The sequence below is a fragment of the Ruegeria sp. YKSD179 genome (genome assembly GCF_059612885.1).
In genome coordinates this window covers 24,419-47,364 of record NZ_JBXWRL010000005.1, presented here as the reverse complement: position 1 = coordinate 47,364, position 22,946 = coordinate 24,419, and the positions used below count along the sequence as shown (strand labels likewise).

Here is a 22,946-nt window from a genome sequence, read left to right as displayed (position 1 = left end):
GACGAGGCGTGGGTCAAACCAGAATATCAGCCGTCTGATACGCCTGCCTCGGCAAAAGTTGCCATTCCCGAGTGACAGGCAACGGCACATTTCAGAATATTGATTGCCAGCGCACCGCCGGAACCCTCACCTAGCCTCAGACCAAGGCTCAATAACGGGTCCTTTCCAAGTCTTTCAAGTAACTTTTTATGCGCACCTTCTGCACTCTGATGACCGGCGACAGTATGATCCAAAGCCGAAGGAGAAATCTGAGCAAGACAGGCCGCGGCCGCGGTACAGATAAACCCATCTAGGGCCACCGGAATTCGCAAAACACGCGCCGCAGCTATCGCCCCTGCCATAGCAGCGATCTCTCGCCCTCCGAGACACCGAAGGATATCCAGCCCATCTACAGCCATGTTGTGCAGAGCCACGCCCTCAGCTACGACCCGGGTTTTGTTAGCAAGTCCCGCATCGTCGACCCCAGTACCTCGCCCAGTCCAGTCCGCTGCTTCACCGCCATAAAGCGCGTGCGCGATGGCAGCTGCTGGCGTCGTATTTCCAATCCCCATTTCGCCAACGACCAGTAGGTCGGACTGCGGATCGACTGCTTCCCAACCTGTGCGCAATGCCGCTAACAATTCGTCCTCGCTCATTGCCGGACCCTGTGTGAAATCTTTGGTCGGTCGATCCAGTTCCAGTGCGTGAACGTCCATCTTGGCACCTGCTGCTTTGGCCAACTGATTGATTGCGGCGCCACCGTGCTCGAAGTTCATGACCATCTGAACGGTCACTTCTGGTGGAAATGCCGAAACACCCTGTGCCGTTACCCCGTGATTACCGGCAAAGACGATAACCTGAGGCGAAGAAATTTGTGGCGCGGCATCACCTCGCCAACTGGCGTACCAGATTGCTAAATCCTCTAGCCGCCCCAATGCTCCGGGTGGTTTGGTCAATTGTCCGTTTCGGTCTTGTGCGGCTTTGCTCGCGTCAGTATCCGCTCCGGGTGCACGGATCAGAGTATCGCGCAAGCTGTTCAGGTTGTTGAGTTCAGGCAGCATTCAAAGCCTCGTTGCATCAGAGTCGTCATGCGTGTTTAACCAATGCTGGCAAAGCAACAAGACCCGGAAAGGCCCGGCAGTGCACAAAAACGACACCTCTGCAATTTCTGCGTGGGATATTGCTCTGACTTTGGTCCTATTGACGCGCTTGCCTGTCCCAAAATTGCAGGATCAACTTTTTGCTAGGCAAGCCAAGGCTGTATGGGCGTTTCCGCTGGCGGGGCTGATAGTGGGAGCGTTGGCCTGCGCAGTGGGATGGGTCGCTTTGCAGATTGGCCTGTCACCGTTGATAAGTGCCACGCTCTGTGTAGCGGCAATGATCACCGTCACCGGCGCGATGCATGAAGATGGGTTAGCCGATACGATCGACGGGCTTTGGGGTGGCTACACGGTCGATCGGCGTCTCGAAATCATGAAGGACAGTCACATTGGCACCTACGGGGTCCTAGGTCTGATTTTTTCGCAGCTTTTGAGGGTTCTCGCGATTGGGATTTTGCTAGAAGCGGATTGGTTGAGTGGTGTGCTGGTCGCAAGCCTGTTCTCTAGGGCTATGATGCCTTGTGTGATGAGAATTCTGCCAAATGCCCGTAAAACGGGCCTCAGCCGATCTGTCGGCAGCCCTCCATCTTCCAGCGTTTTGATTGGTCTCGGGATTGCCCTGACGTTTTCCCTACTCACTTTGGGAAGCAGTGCAACTATTCCAATGCTTTGTGCGGTTGGAACGTCAGCAGTCGTGGCCGCTACTGCCAAGGCACGTATCAAAGGTCAAACTGGGGACATTTTGGGCGCGGTTCAATCTGTGTCCGAAATCGCCATATTGTTAGCGCTGGCCGCGATGATCTAGGCCGCGCCACCCGTTTTAATCCGAACGGTTTCACCGCAGTGCTTGCAGTGAACGGCGTCTGGGTCATGCCGGTACAGGCCGCAGCTGGGGCACTTATGCCGCACCTTCTGCGGCATGAAAATTGCTTGCGCCAGCCTCACGAACAAGGCCACACCGACCACCATTATGAAAACGGAAAACAGCTTACCTGCGGGGGTCGATAGCGTGACGTCTCCAAACCCCGTGGTCGTCAGGGTCGCCATCGTAAAATACAGCGCATCGATATACGGCGTTTGACTTGTATCAGGGATAAAAAACACGAGCACAGCGGTTGAGGTCGCAAAGACAAAGACCATAAGGTTGACAGCCGCAATAACTGCATCCTCGTGCGTGCGGAAAAAAGTGCTATCCCGACGCAAGTCTCGCAAAAGCTGGTAAGAGTGAATCAAGCGAAGGGCGCGAAGAATACGCAAAAATGCGAGGTTTCCGGTTAGGAACGGATCCAGCATCAGCGAAACAATTACAATCAAATCCGCCAACGTGTAGATTTTTGTCATGAGCTTCCAGCGGTCTTTGGCTATCCAAAGACGGGCAAGGAAATCCAGAAGAATGACGATACCAATAATCCGGCTTGCAGTGGTCAGACCAAGGCCATGTGGAACATCTGCAGTCGATACAAAAAAGACGATCGAGGCTAAATCAAAAACGATCAGGAAATAACGAAACCAGACGGAAACCGGTCCTCTTCCGATATACAGCGCTTTGATCGTCTTTTTCATTCGGTCCAAAATCCCGTCTCTTTGACGAAAAGCTAACCATAAAGCGTTGACAGACCAAGCGACTGAAAACAAAAAAGCCGCCCTGAAACAGGACGGCTATTTTTTTAAGTGGTTTGAATCAGGCCGCGCGGGACATAAGAACTTCGTCTACTTGCTTGGCCGCAGACATCTCATCCGCGCCAGATACCGCCGCGACTTCACGCGTTAGCCGCTCTAATGCAGCTTCATATAGCTGACGTTCAGAGTAACTTTGCTCACGCTGATCATCGGTGCGATGTAGGTCACGAACCACCTCGGCAATCGAGATCAGGTCGCCCGAATTGATCTTTTGTTCGTATTCCTGAGCCCGGCGTGACCACATGGCCCTTTTAACTTTGGCTTTGCCTTTCAAAGTTTTCATTGCCTGACTAATCACATCCGGCGAGCTGAGCGAACGAAGACCCGACTCTGTCACTTTGTTTGTCGGCACACGAAGCGTCATCTTATCTTTCTCAAAAGAGATAACAAACAACTCGAGCGTAAAGCCGGCGACATCTTGTTCTTCGATCGAAATGATCTGACCCACGCCATGGGCGGGGTAGACAACATAGTCATTCGGACGGAACTCAAGTTTTTTTGACTTAGACATGCGCGTTTTTCCTTGTTTGCGATCGGGACACAAACCAAAAAATAGCCACAGTCGGGGCGCGATTAGGCCCCGGCAAACGGCTATTGTTTCACTGATTCAGAACTCCAAAGCGAGCATACTTTCGGAGCACATCCCAATCTCTGTCATCATTTGATCAGATTATATCACAAAAATGCGACACCCAAAAGACCAATAGCCAGCGGCGCCGATTTTTCGCTTATAAAGCAGATTGGTAACTTGGCTTTAGGTTAAACTTCGCTGCCGCATACTGGCGAATCAGTCAGCCGCCTTCACCCGGTGCTTCGGAGAAATATTTCTCCATCTTACCCTCTTCGCCGTCGCGCTCTTCCGCATCGGGCAACGGGTCTTTCTTTGTAACGATGACCGGCCATTGTTCCGAAAATTTCCGATTGAACTCGACCCACTGCTCCATCCCCGGCTCAGTGTCAGGGCGGATCGCGTCGGCGGGGCATTCCGGTTCGCAGACGCCACAATCGATGCACTCGTCCGGGTGAATAACTAATGCGTTCTCGCCTTCGTAAAAACAGTCCACCGGGCAAACCTCGACACAGTCGGTGTATTTACAGGCTATGCAGTTTTCAGTGACGACGTATGTCATGGCTGGAATTCCCGTTTGCGGTTTGGGCGACTAGCTAATTCAGTCTGCCGTTGTCTTCAAGATATGATCAACCTTACAGACGTCGAGAAAGATCAATCACCCGCCGTTCCTTCTTGGTTGGACGACCTTTTCCTTCAAACCTCGGATTTTTGAGCTTCTTGTCCTGTTTTTCAGTTAGATCGGAGTACAGTGTTTGCGCCTCAGGGGCCGGACCCCGCCTTTCGCCCAGCGCCTCAATACGCACAACACGAACCATACTACTTTGTGAAAATGTCAAAACGTCGCCGGGTGCAACAGCAAAAGCCGGCTTTACAACCTTATTTCCATTGACCCGAACCTGGGCGCCGCTGACCTGTTTGGCAGCCAAGCTACGAGTTTTGAAAAACCGCGCTTGCCACAGCCATTTATCAATCCGCAGTTTGGCCACATGCTCGGCCATCGGTAGCTAGTTACCGTCTTTCAAACCCATCAGCGCTGCTGCAAAGGGGTTATCCGGATCAATAGCCTTTTCCTTTTTTGGTGGTCGGGAGGAGAAAGTTTTAGCGCCTTGGGGCTTACCACCCTTCTTGCCTTGAGGTTTGCCTCGGCCTTCCTGCGGTTTGCCGCGCAATTTTCCTTTGCCCTGCCCCTGCCGCTGATCACGGCGAGGAGCACGGTTGTTCGCTTGGCGTTGACGACCCCAAGTGAACGTAAAGAAAACTTCGACATCGAGTTCGTCCGTTGCGGGTTCCGTTGCCTGCTTGGTATCCGTCATTTCCGTTGAAGCTTCAGTGCTCTCAATGGTTTCGGATGGCGTTTCGTCAGGCTCGATGGGTTCCTGCGAAACTGACTCGGGCGAAGGCACTTCTTCGACACCTAGATCCTCTGGTGTTGCAGACGCAGAAACCTCAACTTCGACTGGCCTGACCTTTTCGCGTTCGCCACGTTCTGCTTTGTAACCAAGGCCCTGCATCAAATCAGCGAACTGTTCCAGAGTCATTCCAGTGATTGACAGCATGTCTGGCTTTGCTTCGAACCCACCACGGCTGTCCTCAGAGCGCAGCATATCCGCCAAACGCTCCAGCATGTCGATGCGGATAGAACGATCCCCTGCATTTCTGTAACCGCACATAGTTGCGTAACCTTCGGGCGCGTCCTTCGCGACCGGAACAGTCACCAGACCTGGTGGAGGTGCTTCTGGGAACTCTTGCAGCCCGCTAGACAGCGCCCAAAGAACCAGACGCAGGCGTGTTGGCGCAGGTTTTAGCAGCAAAGGCATGAAAATTGTGAACTGCCCAAAGCGGATACCGTGCTTGCGTAGCGCCCCCCTCGCGTCTTGATCCAGATCTTTGACTTCTTGTGCGACACCCGCGCGAGGCAAAACGCCCATCGCTTCTACAATGCGAAAGGCGAAACCTTTGGCTAGGCCAGTCAACTCTTCGTCACGTGACAGGTTCAAAAGCGGTTCGAAAAGCGCCGCTACTTTTCGGTCGATAAAGTGCTGCAAACGTCGCTGAACTTTCTGCTGAACATCCGGTCCGGCGGCCTCATCTACAAATACTTCAACGATTGGTTTTAGTGGCTCGGCACCTGCAACCAATTTGCCAACGGCATATTCGCCCCACATCAGGCCGCCCTGATCAGTAAAATCAATCTCGGTATCGGGTGCATTGTAGAAGCGATCAGCACGTAAATGGAATTGCGGCGCCAGAGCTTGCAAAGAGGCTGATTTCAGTGCTTTCGCCTCGGTTCCTTGAGCGCTTTTGTCCGGAATAAACCGGAAGCCTTCCAAACGACCTACGAATTCGCCTTCGACGGTCACTTCACCGTTGTCATTTACTTCGGCCAAAAGGGCCTCCTTCTGCTTGAGCCGGCGCAACAAAACAGAAGTGCGCCGGTCCACAAATCTCTGAGTCAAACGATCATGGAGAGCGTCCGACAGCCTGTCTTCTACAGTGCGCGTTTCCTCGCGCCAATGCGATTCGTCACGCACCCAACCGTTTCGTTGCGCAACATATGTCCAGGTGCGAATATATGCCAACCTTTTGGATAAAGCATCAATGTCACCATCCGGTTGATCAATACGTCGAACCTGCCGGGCCAGAAAGTCATCCGGAATACTGCCGCGTTCGTGCAAATGGCTATAGATAACTTCAAGCAGGCTGGCATGTTCCGCATGGCTGATGCCCCGAAAGTCGGGGATTCGGCACACGTCCCACAACAATTTGACTGATGCTCCATCACTTGCCCGGGCCAACACCTCAGTGACCTGCGACAGCGACTTAAGCACATTCAGATCGTCGGCGGGTCGCGCTTTGGTCAGGTGCTCGCCACTTGGATTGACTTCCAGCGAGTCTATCAGCGAACCGACTGAGCCAAAACGCAAAGCTGCGTTCCGCCAGTTCAACTTTTTCATCGGTGTAAAACGGCTGTCCATGATCGCCTGCGCGACACCGTCTTCCAGCGCAGGTGCCTCTCCTGTCACACCAAACGTTCCATCGGACATTCCACGTCCAGCGCGGCCAGCAATCTGTGCAAGCTCATTCGGGGCCAAAGGTCGCATGCGTTGACCGTCAAATTTGGTCAAAGATGAGAACGCCACATGGTTCACATCCAGATTCAAGCCCATTCCAATAGCGTCGGTCGCTACCAAGTAATCAACTTCGCCGTTCTGATAGAGTTCAACCTGTGCGTTTCGCGTACGGGGGCTGAGCGCACCCATAACAACAGCAGCTCCGCCCTTTTGGCGACGCAACAATTCCGCGATGGCATAGACGTTTTCCACTGAGAACCCGACAATCGCGCTGCGCGGAGGTAACCGACTGATTTTCTTTGACCCGGAATAGACAAGTTGCGACATCCGCTCGCGCCGAACAAATTGCGCCTCTGGCACCAATGACGCTATTGGGCCGCGCATCGTGTCAGACCCTAGGAAAAGCGTCTCGTTCGTACCCCGAGACCTCAGTAGGCGGTCGGTAAAAACATGACCGCGTTCCGGGTCAGCGCAAAGCTGAATTTCGTCGATTGCCACAAAATCCGCACCCATCCCCTCCGGCATAGCTTCAACAGTGCAGACCCAATATTGCGCACGCGGTGGTACAATACGTTCTTCTCCGGTGACTAAAGCCACGACAGAGGGACCGCGAACGGCGACAATCTTATCGTAAATTTCGCGTGCAAGCAGACGCAAAGGCAGACCAATCACACCGGTCCGGTGCCCCAGCATACGTTCGATCGCATAATGAGTTTTGCCTGTGTTCGTCGGGCCAAGAACTGCCACGATTCGGGATGACCCGCTCACCTTTGCCCCCTGCCCCGGACCTTAAAGTGCCTTGCCGTCAATCAGTGGCTTCAGCCGATTCACGGCACTGGTTACTTCTTCGTGATGGGGATGTATAGCCAACGCGCGTAAATATACTTCGTAGGCCTGTTCCGGCTGTTCGAGAACCTCGAATATCAGACCTAGACCATAGATCGCGTCGTAATTATTGGGATTCAGTGTAAGCGCGTATTCCAGATCGGCGGCGGCCATACCGAAGCGTTCAATGCCAAAAAGCGCGGACGCTCTGACATGCCAACCCTCCGCAAATTCGGGTGCGTGATCCGTAAGAGCCGTCAGGTGCTCTAATGCGGCTTCAACGTCACCATCATCCAGTGCCTCGCGGCCGCGCTCCAGCAACAGATCGGCCGAGGCCGACCCGGATTGAGACCAAAGAGCCTGTAATTGTCGATCCAGCCCGACCGCCTGCTCCGGAGTGGCCTGCGCTAACTGCGCAAGCAAGGACGATTCATCGCGCAGATCAACTTGCTGGGCCAAAGACATGGTGGAATACGTGACTATCGCAGCAATTGCCGCAACGATACCTTTGAGATTGGTGATTGCAATGCCCATAACAATGGTCAGTGTAGCGTTGCCGTCGGGGATGTCCATTCACGGCGCACAAACAAAATGAGGAACACCATGAGCGACACTTTGGAAAAAGCCGCAGCAGCATTGAATGAGAAGCTGTCAGGCGGTGAATTTGACGCTTCCGCTAAATTTGCTATCGCCGACTTGGGCGCTATTATTTTGGATGCAGACGGCGCACGGGTCAGCGATGAAGACGCTGATGTGACCCTTAGTGCAGATGCAGATACCTTCGAGCAAATCCTCAGTGGAGAGATGAATCCCACTGGAGCATTTATGTCAGGCAAGCTGAGCGTGGACGGAGACATGGGAATTGCTATGAAACTTGCGTCGGTGTTAGCTTGATGAGCTTGTCGCCGGCCCCTTTTTTTGAAGACGTGGCCGGCGAGCCTGCCGGTGGTAAAGCGCATTGGCTGCAAACTCCAGACGGGATAAGGCTGCGCGTCGGCCACTGGCTTCCCGAAAATTCTCCAAACGGTACGGTGATGATGTTTCCCGGCCGAACAGAATATACTGAAAAGTACAGCAGTACGGCTGGTGATTTCATTGGTCGAGGATTTGCTTTCGCGGCAATAGATTGGCGCGGTCAGGGTCTTTCTGATCGATTGTTGGACGACCCTCGTGTCGGACATGTGGATAACTTTCGTGATTATCAGCAAGATGTTCAGTCAATGCTGGAGCTTGCTTTTGAACTCAAACTGCCAAAACCATGGTTCGTAGTCGGGCATTCTATGGGTGGCGCAATTGCGCTGCGGACCATTCTGGATAACAACAACTTTTCCGCCTGCGCATTTACCGGGCCGATGTGGGGTATCTTTTTTACTCCGCTCATGAAACCCCTTAGCCGATTGACGGCCTATTGGGGACCTAGGGTCGGCCTTGGTGAAAAGACGCCACCGACGACATCGCTTGAAAGCTACGTCATTTCGCAACCTTTCGAAGGCAATGTGCTGACCCGCGATCCGGTGATGTATGAGATGATGCAGGACCAACTAAAGGCGCATCCCGAGCTGGCCTTGGGTGCTCCGTCGACCATCTGGTTGCGTGAAGCTCTGGACGAATGCGTCTGGCTGATGGAACAGTCAGCTCCGGACACCCCGTGCCTGACATTTCTTGGCAGTCACGAGCAGATCGTAGACCGCAAAGCAATCCGAGCGCGCATGGCAAACTGGCCCAACGGGACATTGGTCGAAATACCTGATGGTGAGCATGAGGTATTGATGGAAGCGCCTGATGTCCGAGGCCCCATTCTGGACCAAATTGCGGCGCATTTTGTGGCATCTTGCCAGGGGCTGAAACCAGAGCCTGCGCTATCCTGATGATCACGGAAATATCAGGCCGCTTGTGATCTAAGCAACCTACGCTTAGATGTTGGCAAATCACATTATTTCGAGGTGTTCTATGCGCGACCTTCCCTTTCCCGTACGTGACGCAAATGCCGTCGGCGGCGCTGACAATCTGGGCAATCTGCCGGAATGGGATCTGACTGATCTGTATAGCTCGGAGGAAGCACCGGAGCTGTCGCGTGATTTAACATGGCTCGAAGCCGAGTGCACCGCGTTCGCCCGAGATTATGATGGTAAACTGGCTAATCTGGATGCCGAGGGCCTGCTGACTTGTGTGCAACGCAATGAAAGGATCAGCGCAATTTCCGGTCGAATAATGTCGTTTGCTGGTTTGCGTTACTACCAGCTAACGACGGATGCCGATCGCGCTAAATTCCTTTCGGACATGCAGGAAAAGGTTACTATTTTTACGACTTCACTCGTGTTTTTTACATTGGAAATCAACCGTATAGACGATGAAGTTCTAAAGAAGATGTTCGCGACCAATGCTCAACTTGCACGTTATGAGCCTGTGTTCCGCCGCATCCGCGCAATGAAACCTTACCAATTGTCGGATGAGTTAGAGAAGTTTCTGCACGATCTGGGAGTCGTCGGCGACGCTTGGGAACGGCTGTTTGACGAAACTATCGCTGGGCTTTTGTTTACTGTCGATGGACAAGAGTTAAATATCGAAGGCACACTCAATCTGTTAACCGAACAGGACAGAACAAAAAGAGAAGCGGCTGCGCGCGAACTCGCCCAAGTCTTTCAAAGTAATATCAAGACCTTTGCACGCGTTCATAACACGCAGGCCAAAGAAAAAGAGATCGTTGACCGTTGGCGCAAAATGCCGACTGCGCAGACCGGTCGTCACCTTTCGAACGATGTTGAACCCGAAGTTGTCGAAGCTCTACGTGAAGCAGTCGTCGCCTCGTACCCCAAGCTCAGCCATCGGTATTATGAACTGAAGCGAAAATGGCTCGGGCTGGACGTGATGCAGGTATGGGACCGTAACGCGCCCCTTCCGATGGAAGATACTCGCACCATTGGTTGGGAAGAAGCTGAAAAAACCGTTATGGATGCCTATTCATCGTTCGACCCCCGCATGGCTGAGATAGCTACACCATTTTTTTCGAAAGGTTGGATCGACGCCGCTGTGAAACCAGGTAAGGCTCCGGGGGCATTCGCTCACCCAACAGTCACCGACGTTCATCCTTACGTTATGCTCAACTATCTGGGCAAACCTCGCGATGTGATGACTCTGGCGCACGAACTCGGCCACGGAGTGCATCAGGTTCTCGCCTCCGACCAAGGTGAGATGCTATCGTCCACCCCATTGACGCTGGCCGAAACGGCTTCTGTTTTTGGTGAGATGCTGACCTTCCGCAAAATGTTGGATCAAGCTGAAACGGCAGATCAACGTAAAATACTTTTGGCGGGAAAGGTTGAGGACATGATTAACACCGTTGTCCGCCAGATCGCCTTTTACGACTTTGAATGCAAACTACACGCCGCCCGACGAGAGGGCGAGTTGACCCCTGACGATATCAACGCCCTTTGGATGAGCGTTCAGGCCGAAAGCCTTGGTCCTGCATTCGAATTTATGGATGGATACGAGACGTTTTGGGCATATATCCCGCACTTCGTACATTCTCCTTTCTATGTCTATGCCTACGCGTTCGGCGATGGGTTGGTGAATGCTTTGTATTCGGTCTACGAAAGCGGCGCAGACGGGTTCGAGGACAAGTACTTCGAAATGTTGCGCGCTGGTGGATCGAAACATCACAAAGAACTGCTCGAACCATTTGGTCTGGATGCCACTGACCCTCGGTTCTGGGAGAAAGGCCTTTCTATGATTTCGGGCTTTATCGACGAACTTGAAGCAATGGAATCGTAGATTGGATTGGGGCGGCGCGATAAACGCTGCCTCAGTCACTCGTCCGATTTATCTTTTGTTGTCAGGAAGATCGCAAAGACAATCAATCCAGCGCCTACGACGGCGGGGACAGTAATTGAAGCGCCAAGAAATACTGCAGAATTAATGAATGTAAAAATGACCGAAGCTGCAAACAGCAAACTTGCTGTCAGCGTCGATTGGCGTGCAGCAGCTTCGTACCACAAATAGTAAGCAAGCGCGGTTGGAAAAACACCGAGCAAAACCAGAAATACCAGATCCTTGGCCGTGGGAACCTGCATCGTTACAAAAGAAAGCGGAGTCAAAAGGACGGCAGAACACAAAAAGATGCCAAACAGAAAATTTAACCTTTCCTCGGTGGACTGAGAGGACTGCATTGCGCGACTGCTGGAAATCAAGAAAACTGCCCAACTTATTCCCGCTCCGATCTCCATGAGGTCACCGACCAAAGGTTCGCCACCACCCCGAAAGTCCTGATAAACGGTCAAAGACACGCCAAAAATGGCCAAGACCGTGGCTAAGATTTCAATTCGTCCAACTGTTGTTTTGGCAAAAAAGAATAAGAAAACTAACACAAAGAACGGAGCGGTGTTCTCTAAAACCATCGCATTCGCCGCGCCGGTATGTTCGAGCCCAACGTGAAATAAAATGTAATTTACGACGATTGCAACGACAGCCAATAGGAAATTTCGATCAGAAAACCCTATATTTATTGGCGATCGCATGATCCGTAAAATGAGCAGAATGGCAAAAGCCGCGATGAACAACCGCAAAACGGCAATCTGCATTCCATTCAAATCTGCCGTCAAATAGCGAACAATAACGCTGTGGGTGCCGCAAAGAAAAGCCGCCGCAAAACCCAGAAACAATCCGCTTTGCCGCCACAAGAGGGAGTGATCAGAAGTCTCTTTCAATACCCAGCCCGCTACCTTAGTTGGCTGTCCTTTGATCCTCGACGGTTGATTCCGCCCCGCGATTTGAATACCCCGTCACGTTCCTTTTGACATTCGAGGCAAAGTTTAACGCCCGGCAACGCAAGACGTCGTTTTTCTGGGATCGGCTCATCGCAGTCCGCACAGTGCGACAGGCTTTCCCCAACGGGTCGCTTCTGCGCTTGCATTCTAGCTAACTCATCCGAAATCGAAGCTTCAATTTGTTCGCTTACCGCGCCGTCGCGCGCCCAGCCACCAGCCATTGTTCGCCTCCAGAAAGGGTAAGTAACAACTTAGGCTGCCCACCGCGGAGATGGCAAGAGGTTGCTCAGAGTTGCCTAGCGACCTCAAAAACCTGGTCAATCACAACCTGCGTGCCGCGAGCAAACTCCAGAGAACATGGGTAGCCTACCCCATCCCTTACCGAGCGACCAAACGCTTCGACCTGCAGTTTGTAGTGGTCGTCGCCGGGAAAGCGGAATACCTGCAATTCGAGTCCGTGGCGGTGCAGTTCCACTCGCGCTTCGCCAAAAACACGTGCATTGAAGGGGGCAGTCAGGCGAATAACACCTTTGTCACCATGAAACTCCATGGCCTGATTTGGATGCATGCGCGTTGAAACATATGTGGAGTACGTAAAGCCCGGGAAACGGGCATTAATCTCGGTAAATGTATCGACGCCATTCTCCCAGCGTATGGAAGATCGAATTTCGTCAGGTTCTTGACCGGTTACATAACGGGCGCTGCCGATGACATAAACACCTATGTCACGCAATCCACCGCCACCGGTTTCCGGGCGATTTCTGATGTTGCCTGTGTCAGCGCGATTATCGTATGCGAAAACCCCTGAGATATGGCCAAGTTTTCCAATCTCTCCTTCGGAAACCAGTTTTCGCACCAGTTGCCATTGCGGATGATGGACGATCATGTATGCCTCGGCCGCCAGCAATCCGGTTTGATCTCGCTTGGCAATTAGTTGGTCGAATTCCTGCGTCCGCATTGTCATTGGCTTTTCACACAAGACATGCTTGCCTGCCTCCATGGCCTTAAGGCTCCATTCGACATGCAAGTGATTTGGTAATGGGATATAAACCGCTTCTATTTCGGGGTCCGCAAGTAACGCTTCATAGCTATCATAAACCGTCAAATTCGAGCAAAAATTCTGAAACGGCTTTGCTTTGGCCGGGTCCGATGTGGCCAGCCCCATAAGCTGAGCACCATCGGCAGCATGAATTGCGGGTGCCATAAACTGACGAGCGAATTTTGAGGCTCCGAGCACCCCCCATTTAACAGGCTGTTCCATGAATACCCTCCTTCTGCGGCTATGTCGCTAAATGTTAGCGCTAGCGTTTCTTTATTCGTATGGCAATCACTGAGTAACCGTTAACTAAATTTTCCTGCCGTAAACTCGAAAAAACCGGCCCGATTAATATCGGACCGGCTTTCAATGGATTTCAAGCGAAACCTCAGACTTTGCTGAGCATTCCCTTTTCACGAGCCAGCTCACGCATCTTTTTCTGAAGCTTTTCAAAAGCCCTGACCTCGATCTGACGGATGCGCTCGCGGCTGACATTGTACTGAGTGCTCAACTCTTCAAGTGTAACCGGCTGATCCATCAGGCGACGCTGAGTCAGAATGTCCTTTTCCCGGTCATTCAGAACATCCAGTGCCGCAGTCAGCAATTCACGGCGGGCTTCAAGCTCGTCCCGCGCTTCGTAATCGCCCGCCTGATCGGCATCTTCGTCCTCCAGCCAGTCTTGCCATTGCATGCTGCCCTCGCCCTCGGACCCAACTGTCGCGTTCAGCGAGGCATCACCACCAGACATGCGGCGATTCATGCTTATGACTTCTTCTTCGGTAACTCCTAAATCGTTCGCAATTTGGGTGACGTTCTCGGGACGTAGATCACCCTCTTCCAACGCGCCGATACGCGCTTTGGCTTTGCGAAGGTTAAAGAACAGCTTTTTCTGTGCCGAAGTTGTCCCTAGCTTAACCAGAGACCAGGATCTAAGGATGTACTCTTGGATCGAGGCCCGAATCCACCACATGGCATAGGTCGCCAGGCGGAAACCTTTCTCTGGGTCAAAGCGTTTAACCGCCTGCATCAAGCCAACGTTGGCCTCGGAAATCACCTCAGCCTGCGGAAGGCCATAGCCGCGATAACCCATGGCTATTTTAGCCGCCAAACGCAGGTGCGACGTAACCATTTTGTGCGCCGCTTCCGTGTCTTGTTCTTCAACCCATCGCTTGGCCAGCATGTATTCTTCCTCTGGCTCCAACAAGGGAAATTTGCGGATTTCCTGCATATAGCGGTTCAGACCACCTTCGGGGGTCGGCGCGGGAAGGTTTGAGTAATTTGCCATTTATTTCTGCCCCTTGGACAAATGTTTAAGCCCTTAACATGGGATATGGGCACCAGACCCATGACATTCAAGAGGAACTGGTAACAGTATGCGATTAACCTTTGATAAAGAAAAGCTGAGATCGCCTATATCACGCGTCTTTGCGAATTATGACGATTGCTGACGCAGCGCGTCCAACAATGACTGCATATCCTCAGGTAAATCTGCCTCAAAACGTAAAATTCCTCCGCTAACCGGATGTTCAAATCCCAATACGGCAGCATGAAGGGCTTGGCGCGGAAAGTCGCTGATTGCCTGAGTTGTTGCTTCATCAAAGGCCCGAGTCGCCAGTTTCCGCTTGCCCCCGTAAACCGGATCACCAATCAGGCTGTGGCCTGCGTGAGCCATATGCACCCGAATTTGGTGCGTTCGCCCTGTTTCAAGCCAGCATTCAACAAAAGACAATACACTAGGTGACCCAAACGTCTCGACCACTCTGGCACGTGTCACTGCGTGTTTGCCACCATGAAACAAGACAGCCTGTTTTTGCCGGTCGGTTTTGTGCCGAGCCAATTGAGTAGTTAACCGCATTATGTTGCCGGGTTCAAAACTCACACCTTTTACGCCTCTCAGACGTGGGTCGTTGGCGTCTGGCACGCCATAGCAGACTGCGCGATAATAGCGTTCGACAGTGTGTGCGTGAAACTGTGCCGCCAATCCATGGTGAGCGGCATCTGATTTAGCAACAACCAGCAAGCCGCTGGTATCTTTGTCTATTCTGTGAACGATACCTGGCCTTTTGACTCCACCAACACCTGACAAATCTTCTCCGCAATGGTGCAGCAGCGCGTTAACGAGAGTCCCATTCGAAGATCCGGGGGCCGGGTGCACAACCATCCCAGCCGGTTTGTTGACTACGATCAGATCGTTATCCTCAAACACGACTTCTAATGGTATGTCCTCGGGCTCTATATGGCTCTCCTCAGCCTCAGAAACTGCGACCGAGACAATTGAACCTTCAGCCACTTTAGATTTGGGGTCGTCGATTACCTTTCCGTTAACCGATACAGCACCCTCTTGGATCAACCTTGCTAACCGGGTGCGCGAGAGGTTTTCACCATCTGGTACATCCCGGGAAAGCGCCTTATCAAGGCGGGGCGGCGGCGTGGCCGCGATATGAAACTCTATCAGGCGGGTGCCCATGTCTGTCCCTTCCGACCCTCTTGAACCCCAGGAAACACCTCAGCTGCGAACGCTGCGACGCATGGTCATGTTGTTGACTGCGGTTATGATTGGCGGCGTTTTATTGACATTCGCGTTGATTGTCATCCGCTTGTCGGACAGAACCCCCACCCTGCCCGACCAAATAGAATTACCTGATGGCGCCCGGGCTGAGGCACTTACAATCGGCAGTAACTGGTATGTCATTGTAACGAATGACAACCGTATCCTAATTTTTGACAAAACGACGGGGAATTTGCGTCAGGAAATTCCAATGCAATAGCTATATGCGCTGGAAGACCGGTCACTGGTCAGCCAAAATTGGCCGAGCACCGGATAAATCAGAGGAAATTCTAATTGCACGTGTCAGTGACTTGGTTTGGAATCGATCACTGTCCGCAAGAAACCGTGCAGGAACAGTGGTAGCCGCAGAAAGCGCCTGTACCAGCGGCAAACCTACCTGCTCGGTCAGAACCCTTAACGCAGTTGTCAGATCAAGGTCTGCTCCGGCCAAAGTACCATCTGACAGCGTTAGCCTGCCGCTTTCTCGCTGAATAAGCCGACCTTCCAGCTGGAATTCAGTAAGTTTCGTTCCAGCGACCGCCATTGCGTCACTAACAAGGAATATCTGCCCCGGCCCGCGCTTGGCCAACCATGCGGCGCGCATTGTTTCGGGGTGAACGTGGACGCCATCCGCAATCAAACCCGCAAAGATACCACCGTTTGACAGGACCGCGCCGACCAAACCCGGCTCGCGACTGCCCAGTTGGCTCATGGCGTTGAAAAGATGCGTTGCACATCTCGCGCCAGCGCCCGCAAAACTAATGCAAGTATCAAATGGTGCATCGGTATGCCCCAATGAGACCACAACTCCGGCCTGCGACAAAACTCTGACCTGATCCGGTGTCGTGCTTTCTGGCGCCAAAGTCACCATCAGCGTAGGCAATTGCTCAGCAGCATCAAGGATCAAATCAAGGTCCGCGGGCAACATTGGCCGGATCAGGGCGGCATCGTGGGCCCCTTTTCGGCGTTGGGACAGATGCGGTCCCTCTAGATGAAGCCCCACAACTCCAGGCACGCCCTCTTTACAGGCTTGGATCGCCGCATCAACTGCGGCCCGCGTCTTTTCTGGCGTATCGGTTATTAAGGTTGGCAATATTGACGTCGCACCCAAATCCCGGTGCGCTGAGGCTATGATAGCCAAAGACTCGACCGAAGGATCATCATTGAACATTACCCCACCACCGCCATTGACCTGTAGGTCAACGTATCCTGGACTTAGGATATCACCCGCCAGATCTTCTACGCGGTCCTCCGCGGACAGTTCGGTTTCCGGAAACATCTCATCCCAGATCCCGTTTCGGAATCGAACAGCGTACCCGAATAACAGGGTTTCGCCGTCAAAAATCTGACCTCCGGCAAAAGTTATCGAGTCCGGTCTCATACCGTTTCTGTCACTTTTCGCAGGTGGCGTGGTGCATCAGGGTTTATTCCACGTTCAGTAGCAACCTTTTCGACCATTCCGTAGAAAGAAGCGATTGTTGGTATCGGGTCTGTGATCCAGTGCGACGTTCGCACATGCGGCAAAACTGAAGCCCGCTTTACCTGGCTGGTTGTGGCAAAAACCTGCGCGCCCTTTTCAGCCAACGTATCTGCGACCTCTGCCAGATTGGCCTCCGCCGCATCGCCCGAGGCTAGTGCTAAAACCGGAAAACCCTGATCAACGATAGATACCGGTCCGTGCAGAACCTCCGCGGACGAATAGCTTTCTGCGTGAATTTGGCAGGTTTCCTTAAATTTCAGTGCAGCTTCGTTTGAAATCGCCAACGACGTACCGCGCCCAAGCGTAAACAGAGATCGGTCGCTCACGGCGGTTGCCGCAACGCTCCAGTCACAAGCAATAGCAGCAGACAGGTCTTCCGGCAGCCCACGTATGGCCCGCAACAAATCTTCGTCCCGTTTGACCTGCGCCAGCAACCACAATCCGGCAACCAGCGAAGTAACGAAAGTTTTGGTGGCCGCCACGCTTAATTCGGGTCCTGCAAAGATCGGTAACGTTGCCTTCGAGACTTGTGACAGTGCCGATCCAGTCTCGTTGGTGATTGCCACCGAATAAGCACCGCCTTCTGTCATAGATCGCGTCAGCTTAACGATATCCGGGCTTTGTCCGGATTGTGACACCGCGATACAAACCGCATCCTCGCAGCGCATATCAACACCATAGATCGATTTGACCGAGGGTCCGACTGACGCCATAGGCAACCCAAGCAACAACTCGGCAGCGTATTTGAGGTAGCTGCAGGCATGATCCGAAGATCCGCGCGCCACCGAGATCAGAAAGCGTGGATTTCGGTCTTGGATTTCACTTGCGGTTCGAGAGACAAGTTCCGCACCTTCGGTTAATAGTCTTTCAACGGCGACGGGTATCTCATTGATTTCCCGCCTCATTTGCGTCGTTTCTTTGTACATGGCCCCAGGCTTTCAGTTTGACAGTCGCAGCTCTGCCACGAAGTCGTAGGCATCACCGTGGTAGATTGAACGTGTGAGTTCGGCCACACGCCCGCTTTCCAGATACGAAGTTCTTTGGATACGAAGCCCGGCTGTTCCTTCGGCGACATCCAAAAGTTCAGCCTCCGGAGCTTCTAGGTTGATTGCAGAGATCTTTTGAATTGCCCTGACTGGCCGAAACCCTGTTTTTTCCAGAACTGCATAAAGCGAGCCGGTAACCTCAGTTGGGTTGGGTAAAATGTCCAACGGCAATGCCGCACGTTCCAACGCCATCGGGCGGCCACCCGCTTCGCGCAGGCGATGAATTCGGGCGACCTGCTCATTCGCAGATAGACCCAACGCCATCATCTCTTCCGGGGACGGCAGAAAAATTCCTCTCTCGAGCCAAGTTGACGTCGTCTTTAGGCCCCGTCGTTCCATATCTTCGGTAAACGAAGTCAAATGCGATAACGATTGCTCAACTCTCGCCACGGGTTCACGCACAAATGAACCCGATCCCTGACGTTGTTCAATTGCGCCTTTTCGCACCAATTCTTGAATGGCCTTGCGGACGGTGACTCTGGAAAGATCCGTCAGTTCTGCAATTTCTCTTTCAGGCGGCAACGAGCTGTTGGGCGGTAAAATCCCTTCTTCAATTCCTTTCTCAAGCCTTTGACGCAATTGCACATAACGCGGGCCGGAATTTTGGCCCAGCCACCCCTCCGGGCGCAGGAAATCAGCGATGTTCACTTTCGATCTCCTCCAGAAACTCGCGAGCCAAAGCAATCGCACCCGAAAGTGGATCGCCTTCAGGTTCGACTAGTTCAGATTGCATTATGGTGGGCAGATAAGGTCCAAACCGTGGCCCAATTCCGCCGGTAAGGCAGATCGGCATCCCGGCAACCCAACCCATTTTGGTCAAACGCCCTGCTAAATGATCGGCCCCATCCTGCAGAATTTTTTTGGCCAGCTCATCCCCCTGATCCGAGAATTCTGTAACCACAGGGGCAAGCGATCCAAGTTCATACGGCGTCATTTTTGCCGCAACCTGCACAATCTCCGCAGGCCCGCCAAAACGGGACAAAAGCTGGGTCGCCATACCTGATGATCCATTTAGCCCATCTACGCATTCCAGCGTCTCGGACAAAGCGCGGCGCCCGACCCATTGCGCAGACGCCTGATCGCCGAGAACCGGCCCCCAACCGCCAGAGAACCGCCGACCACCAGACAGCTGCGACGCAAGAAACGAGCCTGTGCCGCAATGCGCAACGAACCCCTCGCCCTCACCCAACGCACCGCGCAATGCCGCAGCGCGATCATCTTCTATCTTAATTCGATCAAATGGAAGCGCCTGTGCAAGCTTCCTTGCAATCGCCTCTCCAGTTATCCCAGCCAAACCCATGTAAGTTGGCGCCCTAGTTAGGGTGCTCACCTCATGGCCGGATTCCGCGGCCAACACTTGCAAACCACCCAACAACTCGGCGCAAGCCGCCTCAAAATTGGTCGATACGTTGGCCGCGCCCACCTCAACCCTGCTGATGACTTCACCTTCAATCGCAGCAAGGCGGCAACGCGTCCCCCCTCCATCGACAGCTAAAATAAGAGTGTTGATAGGCTGTGTCATAACAAGACCTATATAATACCTTTCTCAATAATAGAAGTCCTAATTGCAACCAAATTCGGTATTTTTGGCAAAATAACGCAAACTTCTCCGAAATAAACAAAATGGTAGACTAATGGTATCTAAAAGGTATGATGTACGAAGCCAAAGGGGGAATCACGTGACCAAGCCAGTGACAGAGCAACTGCACCAGCACGCAAAAGGTTTGGACACTCGACCACTGATCGAGGTCGCTGAACTCCTCGCCAATAGCCAAGCAGAAGCCGCGCGATCGCCCCTGGAATCCTTGGGGCCAATTTGCAATGGCGCGAGAGCAATGGCAAAAACTATCCGCTCAGGTGGAATTCTACGGTACCTGGCCGCCGGCTCGTCCGGGCAAATGGCGGCGTCAGACGCGCTGGAACTTGGTGGGACATTTTCCATCCCGTCAAAACAAATTCGGATCCATATGGCCGGCGGTCTGCCGACAAGTCCGGAAATGCCTGGCGACGTCGAGGATGCCGCCGACTCGCTTAGCCAAGAACTGAAGAACCTTTCAAATGCCGACACTGTGATCATGGTTTCGGCCAGCGGCACCACGCCTTATACTATTGAGGCGGCAAAAATTGCTCGTACAGCTGGCGCGACAATAATTGGCATTGCTAACAATCCGGACACGCCATTGCTGCGAATGGCGGATCACGCCATTTTACTTTCCACCCCACCCGAGTTGATCTCGGGTTCGACGCGCATGGGCGCGGGAACCGCGCAGAAGATTGCCTTGAACATGCTGTCCACCCTGATGGCCGTGGAACTTGGTCATATTCAAGACGGCATGATGATCAACCTGCGCGCAGACAATGACAAGCTACGCGATCGAGCAAACGGGATTGTGTGCCAACTGACTGGCGTGACGCCAGACAGCGCCAATTCCGCACTTATGGCGGCTGACGGCAATCTCAAAAACGCTATCCTTTTGGCCGCCGGTGCCGATTCAGTAAAAATCACGCAAAAGTTGTTAGACGAATCCGGCGGCCACCTGCGCCCCGCATTTGAGCGACTGACCAAAGCCAACGAAACAACCAACCTGGGAGTAAACAAATGAAACGCAAAATTCTAAGCCTTGCCATGATGAGCACTGCACTTGTTGCAAGTGCCGCCTATGCTCAGGAAGCTACGCTAACGATTGAAAGCTGGCGAAACGATGACCTTGCCTTGTGGCAAGAAAAGATCATTCCGGCATTCGAGGCTGAAAATCCCGGAATAAAGTTGGTGTTTTCGCCGTTTGCACCCACAGAATACGATGCCGCTCTGAATGCCAAGCTAGAGGCCGGCTCTGCCGGAGACATCATTACTTGCCGCCCATTTGACCGATCGCTCGGCTTGTATGAAGGAGGGCATTTGTCCGATCTGTCAGACCTGTCAGCGATGTCGAATTTTTCAGACGTGGCAAAGGCAGCTTGGCAAACCGATGACGGATCTGCCACATTTTGCGTTCCTATGGCATCGGTGATTCATGGTTTCATTTACAACAAGGATGCCTTCAACGAGTTGGGAATTGAAGAGCCAACAACCGAAGCCGAGTTCTTTGCAGCGCTAGAGAAAATTAAGGAGGACGGCACTTATATCCCGATGGCCATGGGCACAAATGACCAATGGGAGGCGGCAACCATGGGATACAACAATATCGGCCCAAACTATTGGAATGGTGAGGAAGGACGTTTGGCGTTGATCGAAGGAACTCAGAAGCTGACTGATCCACAATGGGTTGAGCCATATGCGACGCTGGCAAAATGGAAGGACTATCTCGGCGATGGTTTCGAGGCACAAACTTATCCTGACAGCCAGAACCTGTTCACTCTCGGCCGTGCTGCCATCTACCCGGCGGGCAGTTGGGAAATATCCGGCTTCAACACGCAGGCTGATTTCGAAATGGGCGCTTTCAAGCCCCCGGTCCAGAACGCTGGCGACACATGCTATATTTCAGACCATACGGATATCGGCATAGGCATGAACGCAGCCGCAGAAAACGCCGAAGCCGCCAGGACGTTTTTGGCTTGGGTCGCTTCTCCTGAATTCGCGAAAATTTTTGGTAACGCTTTGCCAGGTTTCTTCCCTCTGTCCAATGAAACGGTAGAGCTGGAAGATCCGCTTGCAAAGGAATTCGTAAGTTGGCGCGGCGATTGCGAAACAACCATTCGATCCACTTATCAAATTCTATCACGCGGCGAGCCAAATCTCGAGCTTGAGACATGGAACGCATCCGCCAACGTCATAAGAGGCGCAGAGACGCCTACCGACGCTGGTCAACGCCTGCAGGATGGACTGGCTAGCTGGTATGCACCGCATCAGTAAAGCCTGACAACTGAACCTACCGGACGCGGCACTTGGTTTCGCGTCCGGACCCCTCTCCCGGAGTTCCTCATGCAGACGCGCCGCACTAGATGGCATATCGCCGTTTTCCTTGCACCTGCCGTGCTGGTTTACACCGCGGTGATGATCTTTCCTTTGTTCAACACGTTACGCCTTGCGCTGTTTACAGAGGTAGATCAAAGCCGTGTTTACGTCGGCTTTCAGAACTTCCGAACTCTGTTTTTCGATCCGCTTTGGTCCGAACAATTCTGGAACGCACTAGGCAACAATTTCTGGTTCTTCTTGATCCATATGCTCGTTCAGAACCCAATTGGGGTCGCACTTGCAGCGCTGTTGTCTCACCCCAGATTGCGCTTTGCTGCGTTATACAGATCGGCAATTTTCATCCCGACCATTCTAAGTTTTGTGATTGTCGGTTTCGCTTGGAAACTTATCTTGTCGCCCCTTTGGGGCATCGCTCCATCGATGCTGGATGCAATCGGGCTGAAATCACTTTTCGCCCCATGGCTTGGCAAAGAAGAATATGCCCTGACAACGCTTGCACTGGTATCGGTATGGCAATTCGTCGGCATTCCGATGATGCTGATATACGCCGCATTGCTTTCGATCCCTGAAGAAATCTTAGAGGCCGGCGAGATCGACGGTATTACCGGAGCATCCGCATTCTGGAAAATAAAACTACCGCTGATTCTCCCGTCAATAGGTATAATCTCGATTTTAACTTTCGTGGGTAACTTCAATGCGTTCGACTTGATTTACGTCTCACAGGGCGCGCTTGCGGGGCCAGACTTCTCAACCGATATTCTGGGAACTTTCATGTATCGGACATTTTTCGGATTTCAGCTCCAGCTAGGGGATCCTCACATGGGATCGGCCATTGCCGGGGCTATGTTCGCGATCATCCTTGTTGGTGTCTGCATCTACCTGTTCGGCATACAGACCCGGATGCGCCGGTATCAGTTGTAAGGGTCTGAAA

At 52.7% G+C, this 22,946-nt stretch carries 24 protein-coding genes; 8 read left to right on the top strand and 16 right to left on the bottom strand.

Going from position 1 to position 22,946, the window contains the following annotated elements; translation table 11 throughout:
• Positions 1 to 26: 26 nt before the first annotated feature.
• On the bottom strand, positions 27 to 1,040 hold the full coding sequence (gene cobT, locus AC2FNE_RS04405) for a nicotinate-nucleotide--dimethylbenzimidazole phosphoribosyltransferase (RefSeq protein WP_496804853.1): 1,014 nt from the start codon (positions 1,038 to 1,040) through the stop codon (positions 27 to 29).
• A 79-nt stretch (positions 1,041 to 1,119) separates the two neighbouring features.
• Between cobT and cobS the strand changes: the two genes are divergently transcribed.
• A complete protein-coding gene (gene cobS, locus AC2FNE_RS04400; protein ID WP_170608289.1) occupies positions 1,120 to 1,884 on the top strand; it encodes an adenosylcobinamide-GDP ribazoletransferase in 765 nt (254 codons plus the stop codon).
• Here the strand turns inward: cobS and AC2FNE_RS04395 are convergent.
• From AC2FNE_RS04395 to AC2FNE_RS04370, 6 genes are all read right to left on the bottom strand, one after another.
• Complete coding sequence (locus AC2FNE_RS04395) at positions 1,881 to 2,642, bottom strand: potassium channel family protein (protein ID WP_170608291.1); 762 nt, start codon at positions 2,640 to 2,642, stop codon at positions 1,881 to 1,883. The genes cobS and AC2FNE_RS04395 overlap by 4 nt on opposite strands.
• Before the next feature lie 118 nt (positions 2,643 to 2,760).
• Positions 2,761 to 3,270, bottom strand: a complete 510-nt coding sequence (locus AC2FNE_RS04390; protein WP_170475602.1) for a CarD family transcriptional regulator — start codon at positions 3,268 to 3,270, stop codon at positions 2,761 to 2,763.
• Between the two features lie 280 nt (positions 3,271 to 3,550).
• On the bottom strand, positions 3,551 to 3,889 hold the full coding sequence (gene fdxA, locus AC2FNE_RS04385) for a ferredoxin FdxA (protein ID WP_170608293.1): 339 nt from the start codon (positions 3,887 to 3,889) through the stop codon (positions 3,551 to 3,553).
• 73 nt (positions 3,890 to 3,962) lie between these two features.
• Positions 3,963 to 4,328, bottom strand: a complete 366-nt coding sequence (locus AC2FNE_RS04380; RefSeq protein ID WP_496804852.1) for an RNA-binding S4 domain-containing protein — start codon at positions 4,326 to 4,328, stop codon at positions 3,963 to 3,965.
• A gap of 6 nt (positions 4,329 to 4,334) precedes the next feature.
• Positions 4,335 to 7,169 carry a helicase-related protein gene (locus tag AC2FNE_RS04375; RefSeq protein WP_496804851.1) on the bottom strand — a complete coding sequence of 945 codons (2,835 nt, stop codon included), beginning with the start codon at positions 7,167 to 7,169 and terminating at the stop codon, positions 4,335 to 4,337.
• Between the two features lie 21 nt (positions 7,170 to 7,190).
• Positions 7,191 to 7,799: a tetratricopeptide repeat protein gene (locus AC2FNE_RS04370; RefSeq protein ID WP_496804850.1), complete on the bottom strand. Its 609-nt coding sequence runs from the start codon at positions 7,797 to 7,799 to the stop codon at positions 7,191 to 7,193.
• Positions 7,800 to 7,829: 30 nt separating this feature from the next.
• Here AC2FNE_RS04370 and AC2FNE_RS04365 point away from each other — a divergent pair, with 30 nt between their 5' ends.
• From AC2FNE_RS04365 to AC2FNE_RS04355, 3 genes are all read left to right on the top strand, one after another.
• Positions 7,830 to 8,120 (top strand): SCP2 sterol-binding domain-containing protein, encoded by a 291-nt coding sequence (locus AC2FNE_RS04365; protein WP_170475611.1) that lies wholly within the window; start codon positions 7,830 to 7,832, stop codon positions 8,118 to 8,120.
• Positions 8,120 to 9,094, top strand: coding sequence for an alpha/beta hydrolase (locus AC2FNE_RS04360; RefSeq protein WP_496804849.1), 975 nt, complete (start codon positions 8,120 to 8,122; stop codon positions 9,092 to 9,094). The genes AC2FNE_RS04365 and AC2FNE_RS04360 overlap by 1 nt, the downstream gene beginning before the upstream one ends.
• A gap of 82 nt (positions 9,095 to 9,176) precedes the next feature.
• Entirely contained in the window at positions 9,177 to 10,997 is a 1,821-nt protein-coding gene (locus AC2FNE_RS04355) for a M3 family oligoendopeptidase (protein ID WP_170608303.1), read from the top strand.
• A gap of 35 nt (positions 10,998 to 11,032) precedes the next feature.
• Here the strand turns inward: AC2FNE_RS04355 and AC2FNE_RS04350 are convergent, their stop codons facing one another.
• The 5 genes from AC2FNE_RS04350 to AC2FNE_RS04330 all read right to left on the bottom strand — a co-directional run bounded on the left by AC2FNE_RS04350 (position 11,033) and on the right by AC2FNE_RS04330 (position 15,492).
• On the bottom strand, positions 11,033 to 11,929 hold the full coding sequence (locus AC2FNE_RS04350; RefSeq protein ID WP_496804848.1) for a DMT family transporter: 897 nt from the start codon (positions 11,927 to 11,929) through the stop codon (positions 11,033 to 11,035).
• 11 nt (positions 11,930 to 11,940) lie between these two features.
• On the bottom strand, positions 11,941 to 12,210 hold the full coding sequence (locus tag AC2FNE_RS04345; protein WP_170475619.1) for a DksA/TraR family C4-type zinc finger protein: 270 nt from the start codon (positions 12,208 to 12,210) through the stop codon (positions 11,941 to 11,943).
• A 65-nt stretch (positions 12,211 to 12,275) separates the two neighbouring features.
• Entirely contained in the window at positions 12,276 to 13,250 is a 975-nt protein-coding gene (locus tag AC2FNE_RS04340; protein ID WP_496804847.1) for a Gfo/Idh/MocA family protein, read from the bottom strand.
• Between the two features lie 163 nt (positions 13,251 to 13,413).
• A complete protein-coding gene (rpoH, locus tag AC2FNE_RS04335; RefSeq protein ID WP_170475623.1) occupies positions 13,414 to 14,310 on the bottom strand; it encodes an RNA polymerase sigma factor RpoH in 897 nt (298 codons plus the stop codon).
• A 147-nt stretch (positions 14,311 to 14,457) separates the two neighbouring features.
• A complete protein-coding gene (locus AC2FNE_RS04330) occupies positions 14,458 to 15,492 on the bottom strand; it encodes an RluA family pseudouridine synthase (RefSeq protein WP_496804846.1) in 1,035 nt (344 codons plus the stop codon).
• Between AC2FNE_RS04330 and AC2FNE_RS04325 the strand changes: the two genes are divergently transcribed.
• Positions 15,491 to 15,793, top strand: coding sequence for a DUF6476 family protein (locus AC2FNE_RS04325; protein ID WP_170608311.1), 303 nt, complete (start codon positions 15,491 to 15,493; stop codon positions 15,791 to 15,793). The two genes, AC2FNE_RS04330 and AC2FNE_RS04325, sit on opposite strands and share 2 nt — an antisense overlap.
• Positions 15,794 to 15,814: 21 nt before the next feature.
• Here the strand turns inward: AC2FNE_RS04325 and nagA are convergent, their stop codons facing one another.
• From nagA to AC2FNE_RS04305, 4 genes are read right to left on the bottom strand one after another with little or no spacing between them, the layout of a single operon-like run.
• The gene (gene nagA, locus AC2FNE_RS04320) at positions 15,815 to 16,954 is read right to left on the bottom strand and encodes an N-acetylglucosamine-6-phosphate deacetylase (RefSeq protein WP_170608312.1); all 1,140 of its coding nucleotides are present in this window, start codon (positions 16,952 to 16,954) and stop codon (positions 15,815 to 15,817) included.
• Positions 16,951 to 17,979: an SIS domain-containing protein gene (locus tag AC2FNE_RS04315; RefSeq protein WP_170608314.1), complete on the bottom strand. Its 1,029-nt coding sequence runs from the start codon at positions 17,977 to 17,979 to the stop codon at positions 16,951 to 16,953. The genes nagA and AC2FNE_RS04315 overlap by 4 nt, the downstream gene beginning before the upstream one ends.
• Positions 17,980 to 17,991: 12 nt before the next feature.
• Positions 17,992 to 18,747: a GntR family transcriptional regulator gene (locus tag AC2FNE_RS04310; RefSeq protein WP_170475633.1), complete on the bottom strand. Its 756-nt coding sequence runs from the start codon at positions 18,745 to 18,747 to the stop codon at positions 17,992 to 17,994.
• Entirely contained in the window at positions 18,734 to 19,621 is an 888-nt protein-coding gene (locus tag AC2FNE_RS04305) for a glucosamine kinase nucleotide-binding domain-containing protein (RefSeq protein ID WP_496804845.1), read from the bottom strand. Before AC2FNE_RS04305 ends, AC2FNE_RS04310 begins: the two co-directional genes overlap by 14 nt.
• A 157-nt stretch (positions 19,622 to 19,778) precedes the next feature.
• Between AC2FNE_RS04305 and AC2FNE_RS04300 the strand changes: the two genes are divergently transcribed.
• The 3 genes from AC2FNE_RS04300 to AC2FNE_RS04290 all read left to right on the top strand — a co-directional run bounded on the left by AC2FNE_RS04300 (position 19,779) and on the right by AC2FNE_RS04290 (position 22,936).
• Positions 19,779 to 20,702: an N-acetylmuramic acid 6-phosphate etherase gene (locus tag AC2FNE_RS04300; protein WP_170608318.1), complete on the top strand. Its 924-nt coding sequence runs from the start codon at positions 19,779 to 19,781 to the stop codon at positions 20,700 to 20,702.
• Positions 20,699 to 21,952 carry an ABC transporter substrate-binding protein gene (locus tag AC2FNE_RS04295; protein WP_496804844.1) on the top strand — a complete coding sequence of 418 codons (1,254 nt, stop codon included), beginning with the start codon at positions 20,699 to 20,701 and terminating at the stop codon, positions 21,950 to 21,952. The genes AC2FNE_RS04300 and AC2FNE_RS04295 overlap by 4 nt, the downstream gene beginning before the upstream one ends.
• Positions 21,953 to 22,021: 69 nt before the next feature.
• A complete protein-coding gene (locus tag AC2FNE_RS04290) occupies positions 22,022 to 22,936 on the top strand; it encodes a carbohydrate ABC transporter permease (protein WP_170475640.1) in 915 nt (304 codons plus the stop codon).
• The last annotated feature ends 10 nt before the right edge of the window (positions 22,937 to 22,946 follow it).